Here is a 7,876-nt window from a genome sequence, read left to right as displayed (position 1 = left end):
AAAGAGTATTTCGAGTTTTACAATCATGAGCGTTTACATCAGTCGCTCGATTACCATACTCCTGCACAGGTTTATCTGGCTAACAATAGTTCGGATAATAAATCGTTTTATCAACCCAACTCTATCTTAATTTTATGATAATTTGGTCTAGACATTGGGGAGTACCTTATACCATCAATGGCAATGTGTGTATGGTCTTTAACACTTTCGGTCATCCAATGAGCAAAGCATAGGGCAAAGTGATCTTTATCTATCATTTTCATGACATTTCCAAAGGTGTCATGCGAAGGTATACCATAAGGCATATTGAGAACCTTCTCAAACCATGACCTGTTCTCTTTGGCAAAGTCTTCGACACTCATCCAGTCGTTATAGCCGCAGATAAAAGCGGTTAGCGCAATAAATATGACGTTCTCTAGTGGATGATAGAGGTTTTTGTTTTGGCATCTTGGGTCATTGAGTTTGGCAAAGAACTCTCTTGGGTCGTTGAGCATAATAGCTACCTCTTATGGATCGGTTGCTATATTTTACTCCTTCTTTGACTTTTTGTAGTGCGATTGCCCTGAGGGTTTGTACACCTATGCCTTCACTTCTTGCAACTTCTGATACACTTAAGTTATGTGGCGGCGATAGCTTGCTTAATATAGCTTGTTTTCTCTCTTCACTGTATCTGGACATCTTTGTTCCTTGTTACCCCCTTTTACTTGATTGTTAGGGGTGACAATGTAACTATCCTGACACAGGGGGGTATTGTGCATATGGTACGTTACTCTATGAAGTTTGTACCATGGAAAGATAGGAGAAAAGTAGCTGCTGATTTAAAGGCGGTTTATGGCGCTGATACGCTTGAGCTGGCAGAGGCTAACCTTGAGCAGTTTGATGACACCTGGGGCGATAAATACCCACATGTAGTCACTTCTTGGCGCAATAATTGGGAGGGCTTAACCGTGTTCTTTGATTACCCGAAAGACATCAGAAAAGCCATTTATACGACCAATGCTATCGAGTCATTAAATAGCGTGATTCGTACCGCTGTGAATAAGCGTAAGATATTCCCATCTGATCAAGCGGCGTTTAAGGTTGTTTATCTAGCCACGAGCCAAGCGTCTAAAAAGTGGTCGATGCCCATCCGTAACTGGACGTCTGCTCTTAATCGTTTTATGATTATGTTCGATGAGCGTGTTAGTAAGCATTTAATCTAAATTGCAGTTACACAGAATCTGGGATGGGCTCCTTAATGATATGACACCTGCTGAGTACAGGCAGGTGGCTTAGTTATTCTACGATGATGTTGTGTTAAGAATGGGGTATTTACAGGTTGTCTATATTACTCTCTCTTAGCTTCTCTATTATAAAGATATTTTAAATATCCAATACGAATAATCGCCTCTTCTAAATAAAAGAACTTTGTTCCAGGAAAGCTATTAATCTCAAATATCCAAACATTTCCCTCTTTATCAACCCCTAAATCTATACCTAAAGCATCTATTTCTTTTGTATAGAATTGTTGAAATAGATCTGGAAGTTTTTTTGCTATTTCATTTATTTTATTTAATACTTTCTTAGACTTCTCTCCATATGTGTTTTTTATAAAAGGAACTGCGTTTGCTATAGCTCCACCCGTAGAAATATTAGCAGTTAACCTTTCGCCAGTTCCCACTCTAATGTAAGTCTTAGTATTTTGCCACTTATTGTCAGCATTCCTTTGAACATGAACTCTAATATCAAAAGGCGAGCCCTGAATGGTTGTTGAGGTAATGTACTTTTGAATAAGGAAGTTCCTGCCTTTTATAACATCATCGTAGAATTTATCCAGATTAATCACTTCCTTTGTATTACCTTCATGATTAACATACAAACTGCTATCTTTTATAGTAATAAAATATATGTTATTGCCTTGACTCCCCCTGATGGGCTTTAATACAGATGAATTATATTTATGAATAAAAGATATAAAATCATGCTTACTTTTTATCACCACTTGAGGAATCAAACATTCAGAAAATATATTATTATCACTTAATAATTTTAGTGTTTTTAATTTCCCACCAAAAACCTGTGTGGTTAAATAACTATTTTTAGCTAAATGGTCAAAAATAGCTTTATTTCTAAGAGATAATGCAACATCATTATCAATGATTACGGGATAGTCAATTATTTCATCAACCCATCTATTATCGACTAGTTTCTTTGCATTTATCTTTTTGGTTTCAACATTCACATCATCTATACCAAAAAAATAAATCTCAATACCATTATGTTGTCCAATATAAGCCATTGCTAATGCTCTATATCCAGGCTTACTTCCTGTTCTCAGCATCCCAATATTAACCCTATCTATTATTTGAGCTTGCTTTAAACTTTTAACTGACTCACTACCAATCGAAGACTGCAAAGCTGAAGGGTATTGACCTTCTTCTAAAAGTTCTGCATAAGCTATCAAACCGGATAGATAATGCTCTACATCATCAATGCGTACTCTAAATGAATGATGACGAATAAAGAAACCATGCAGAATGGTATTTGGTGCTTTAAAGAACATCGCCACTTCAGGGAAGAAGAAGCCATTCAACAAGTAATTAGCACGTGCGTGTAACGCCTGATAAAAATCATGAACATCAAAACCCTCTAAAACATCATGATACTCAGGATAGTCATCAAGTTTTAATAGCATTTTATGAAATGCCATCGACAACTCTAATAAGGTAGGAAAAGTTGTTATTCTATTCTTGATGAAGTCGGTATAGCCTTTTATATTATCGACTGCAAACTGAAAATACTTTCTTTCAGGTTTATATAGCACTAATTCATTAGAACAATAAGATAACCAGTGATCGTGTGCGCGATAATGCTTTGCTTCAATAAAGTAGTCAAATGCCTTTTCGACACAGTTTAACCAACGCTCATCTTTGGTTAAACCATACAAACGCATCAGTGCGAATGCCGCTTCGCCATCATAATAAATGATGCGATTTTTCTGTTTGAGTGTTAAATCTTTACTATGTAATACATGCACAAAACTTCCGTCGTCTTGCTGCATATCAAGAATACCAAGTGCAAGTTTATTGGCTATAGATAGATATCTCTCAGTTTTATCATTATTGGGAAATACTTGTATATATTTAACAAAAGCCAATATAGCGACTGCATTAGCGCCTAACTTAATTTCATCACCTGTATCAACAACATAAGACTTATAACCATAAGTGCGTATCAGCGTGTTAGCCGTATAGTCGAGCGCATTATCTATTTGTGACAACATCTCCTCTAATTGCTGAACACTTAAGATATTAAATTTTTTGCAGGCTTCATAACCTTCTATCAAAGCATAAGTGCTACTGGCATGCCTTAGAGCATTATAAGTGTTGATAGTGCGATTAAAACAAGGGAAATAACCATACACATATTTCCCAGTTGGTTGAACTTGATTGGCCAAATAACAAGCTGATTGAGAAATAATCGGCTGAATACTGTCACTGTTTAACGGCAGCATTATACGTCGCCCTTTATTACGAGGCTTTGACTCTATCTCAATAAACTCACCCGTACTTGCATCTAAGAAAACACCTTCTGTATTAAAAACTATCAGTGTCATCTCATCATCAAAACTTGGTAAATTATTACTGCTGTGTCGAGACTTAATATACTTGTTTAAGTTTTTAAGATTAGCTTTGGCATAAGAGACATCGTTGCCTGCATATAAGCATGCATTGGCATTAAGCTCCATCTCTGTCAATAAGCACCAAGGTTTTTTTTTGCCTTCAAAAGCAATACCTGAACGAAAATAATTTCGTTTATAGCGTCTAAGCTCTTGATTAAAATCTTTCCATGTAAATTCTTTTTCTGTGCTGACCCATTCTATTCGCAACCATTTTAAAGGGTCATCAAATTGACTGGTTGCCCACTTCAATTTACTTAAAAGCATCTCCAAAATGCGCTGTCCATCTTTCTCAATCATATCGCCTTTATTAATAGTAGGCGTTATGACTTTTGCCCGTTCATACCCATCTGACACAGAAATAATTAATGTATTGTCTAATTCACCTTGACGGTTTGTGTTCTCCCAATGACTAATAAACTGTTGGAAGTTTTCAGTAAGCAATTTTTCTAAGTTGTTGGATTTCATTGTCTTCTCTAGTATTTATAGCAGTTAAGATTAGTAAGTCTTAACATATTTTTAAATATTTTTCTTTCAGTATTTTGAATATTAGATATCTCTTACAATTTAGTCTATCTTTTTATATCTATCTTACTATATATAATAAGGCAGAAAATAACCCCATAAACTGTGTCCAACTTATGGGGTCTAACTCAAACTTTATAAAATTAATTTAGCCTAGTTTATTAATTAGGTAATACTAGATAATGTTTATATTAGGATCAATATAAACCTGTATCAATGCATCATTACCTGATTGCCATATATCGTATACCTGGTCACCTAAGGTAGTCTGCTCAACAGTAGACCAGTTACTGCCTTCTAAATTAACAGTATCATCACTACCACCCTTCACGTAGATAGCAGAATCAACATCTTCTACTGCTACATTTAAGGTGTTAGCGCCAGTACCATTAATATCTATGACCTCAGGTTGCATAATATCGGCTAGACTAATCACCTGATCTGCACCCTCAAAGCTTAGAACATCAATCCCTTCGGCTGAGGTAGCTAATGAAGTATCTTCTGGAAGGTAAACCGTATCTTCAGTATTAATACTGTAGTTGGCAACCTTACCACTTACTGCTGCTTGCCACTCAATACTATCCAAAAGCCCATCAAGATCAGTAGCGTCCACTTTAAGCAGATCCTCAAACTCAGAGTTACCATTACGATCGACCATGAGCACACCGTTTTCATACTTTAAGTAATTTCCGATATTACTGGCTGTCTGATTACCATCAAGCAAGCCCGTGATATCGATCTTATCACCTTGAGTAGCATTAAAGTCTGCCCAAGTGTCAACACCATTGTTACCGTTCCCACCTTCAGTGCCGCCGAGGTTATTAAAGATAAGGGTATCAGCACCCTCGCCCATGGTGAATGTATCGTTTGCAGAAGAACTCACAGCAACGTCATCATATTTTGAAGCAATGACGTTTTTACCTACATCGATTTCCAGTACTGCTACTTCTTTAGTTCCTACTTTTGAAGTAGTTTCATAAATAAACTTATCAATACCGTAAGCCTCACCTTTTGGTGTGTAAGTATATGATCCATCTTTATTCACAACTAAAGTTCCATACTGACCCTCAATTGTGATAGAAGTTGCTCCCTTACTTGGATCGTTAACAGAGACTTGTTTATTACCAATAGCTAAGGTATCTAAAATTAGCCCGCCTTGATCATTTTCAAATAACGAGCCTGTAATCGGATCAATATGATCAGTCTCATATTCTGTTAGATGGGTGATGTTTGTTACAACATCTACTTGCTGCAATTTACCATCTACAGAACTAATTGTGAGCGTGTATTGGCCAGCTGGTAAGTCATGAACAACATGATCTAAAGATGCATCTTTACCTTTCTTCGCAGTAAAGGTCCACTCTTGACCTGTCGTATCATTCCTTAAGACATAACTAACCGTAACATCCTTCTTAGTAAACCAATCAAGATCGGAAGATGTCTTAACATTAATTGTGAAGTCTCGACCAATTTGATCTGCTTTAATCTCAAAGGTCTCTTTTACAGAATTTCCATAATTACCAACTTTATCGGCATGATGGAACTCTATCGTCGACTCAACATTCGTTTCTACGATAGTAATATTATTGAAATCATCGCCTGCGGTATGAACACCCACTTTGATGTTTAGCTTCTCAATAATGGCCTTACCGTTAGCGTCTTGAGTGACGACTGTAAATGTATCCAGCTTACCGTATGGTGGTTCCCAGTCAGCAGGTGCATTAACTGGCTTTTCTACAGTATAAGTATAAGTACCGTCAGAGTTAATCACTAACTTACCGTACTCACCCTCAACCACTGTACCTTTATCAGACCCAACCTCTTGTCCGTCAACCTTGAGAACAGTTGTTGAGTCTTCAGCTGTAATGTCGCCACTCACTTCACCATTAAAGTTCGAAGGCTGGTTGTAATCGTAGACTTTTTCATGGTCTACATATAGCCCAGCGCCAGTAAGCAACCCTAAACCACCCTGACTTTGTAGTAAGGCCTTGTACTCACCCTCACCAAACTGCAAGGTCAACTCATCTGACTTACCACCTAAAAATACTGCCTGGAACCATTTTGGTTCAGCATGAACCTGAACATAGTGACCTGTTTCAGGATCCAACTTATAGATGAATAAATCATATCCGACACCTACAGCGACACCGCCTGCGCTACCGTGGAATGTTAGCTCTTTAACTTGATTCTGACCAACATTAAAGGACATTGCTCCAGATCCAGATAGAGCATCTGCACTTAAAATTGGTCCTAAGAACCCAACCTCCAATACAGAGAAACCAACTGCATTCTTAATATTAGATTTGCCATCATGAGTTATAGTAGGTTCTGCATCCATGAGCACAATATTATCGATCTCGATATGAAGTTCAGATGAGGTTAAATCTAATAAAAAGGTTAAATCAGACTCAGATGTTTTACCTAATGGTGATGTGACCTGGTAAGTAAAGATATCTTTCTCACCATATCCACGGAAGCTCTCATGCACAGTATATTTATAGGACCCATCAGCTTTAACTTCTAATGTACCGTATTTACCATCAATGGTAGTCGGTGCATTGTTTAAAACCTCAACACCATTAACAGATGTTAAGCGACTACCTTCCGGTACCTCGTCAGCACCATACTTCGGATCGTCGTCGGTAATCATATTGCCTTCAACAAGCCCTCTTATACTTTCAGCATTAGCGTAATCTAATACCACATCTTTAGTGAACTTAAGCTCAAACCCTGTGAGGGCTTGAATTCCTTCCCCAGAAGCCATGGTAAACATCCATTTACCCTGAGTCAGGGTGAAATCCGTATCTTTAGAGCGTCCGCCTAATAATACTGCAACAAGCCAGTTTTCATTAACTGATTGCTGCTCCCACTCTCCAGTAGATTCATTCTGTTTATAAGCGTATAAATCCATTGTTCCTATAAGCTGAATACCACCAGAAACACCGTGAAGTGTTACTTCACGTACAGTGTCTTGTTCTACCTCAATTATTACAGATTTTTCCAGAACATCAGCTAATACATCTGCACCCAAGATTGGGCCTAAACCAACACTTGCTAAAACAAAGCCACCTCCATTCAACTTGCTTGGTTCTGTATTATTTGTCGTAGTTGGTGTTGCCTCTAGAATTACATCAACGTCGTTATCTGTAGTAGCAAGGATTTCCTCACCCTCATTCCCTGGAGCAATAGCTGTTACTGGACCACTCTTATTACCTGATGGGTCTTTAGCCTCTACTGTTACTGTCGAACCGTCTTCAACCGCTTCCCCTGGAATGGTTGTGGTGTTCGGATTCTCAGGCGTTGTACTTGGTACAAAGTCTTCGTTATCCGATGTCCAGGTGCCATCTTCATTCTTAGTTAGCGTTGCTTCAACTGGATTACCTTCTTCGTCTGTACCAGTCACTTCAACAAAGTCACCCTCTTCAGCATCGTCTGGTAAACCAACCTCTACTGAGCCATCATCTTCACTTGGCGTTAGAGTCGGTTTGCTTGGCGCTGTGACATCAGGCGCAGTTACGGTAGCTTCAGCACTTTCGTTACCTGCAGGATCTTTAGCAATCGCAGTTACTGTTGAACCGTCTTCAACCGCTTCCTCTGGAATGGTTGTGGTGTTCGGATTCTCAGGCGTTGTACTTGGTACAAAGTCTTCGTTATCCGATGTCCAGGTGCCATCTTCATTCTTAGTTAGCGTTG

The 7,876-nt window shown here is 38.2% G+C and carries 3 protein-coding genes and 2 pseudogenes; 2 read left to right on the top strand and 3 right to left on the bottom strand.

Translation table 11 applies throughout. The features are described 5' to 3' along the window. Positions 1-138 (top strand): annotated as a pseudogene (locus A1232T_RS13725) (IS3 family transposase); the annotation flags it as partial. Here A1232T_RS13725 and A1232T_RS12635 read toward each other — a convergent pair. Further along, positions 111-494, bottom strand: a complete 384-nt coding sequence (locus A1232T_RS12635; RefSeq protein WP_077449734.1) for an ISAs1 family transposase — start codon at positions 492-494, stop codon at positions 111-113. The pseudogene A1232T_RS13725 and the gene A1232T_RS12635 overlap by 28 nt on opposite strands. Positions 495-749: 255 nt before the next feature. On the opposite strand from A1232T_RS12635, the pseudogene A1232T_RS12625 reads away from it, so the two are divergent. After that, positions 750-1,202, top strand: a pseudogene (locus A1232T_RS12625) (transposase); the annotation flags it as partial. Between the two features lie 125 nt (positions 1,203-1,327). Here A1232T_RS12625 and A1232T_RS12620 read toward each other — a convergent pair. Both A1232T_RS12620 and A1232T_RS12615 read right to left on the bottom strand, forming a co-directional pair. Next, positions 1,328-4,126, bottom strand: a complete 2,799-nt coding sequence (locus A1232T_RS12620) for a YheC/YheD family protein (RefSeq protein WP_077449732.1) — start codon at positions 4,124-4,126, stop codon at positions 1,328-1,330. A 232-nt stretch (positions 4,127-4,358) separates the two neighbouring features. Then, the coding region (locus A1232T_RS12615) for a BapA/Bap/LapF family large adhesin (RefSeq protein WP_143513998.1) at positions 4,359-7,876 on the bottom strand (3,518 nt) is incomplete at its 5' end.

The sequence above is a fragment of the Psychrobacter pasteurii genome, from assembly GCF_900162815.1.
Classification (GTDB): domain Bacteria; phylum Pseudomonadota; class Gammaproteobacteria; order Pseudomonadales; family Moraxellaceae; genus Psychrobacter; species Psychrobacter pasteurii.
Note: the sequence above shows the minus strand (reverse complement) of the source record. Positions and strands in the feature narration are given on the sequence as shown.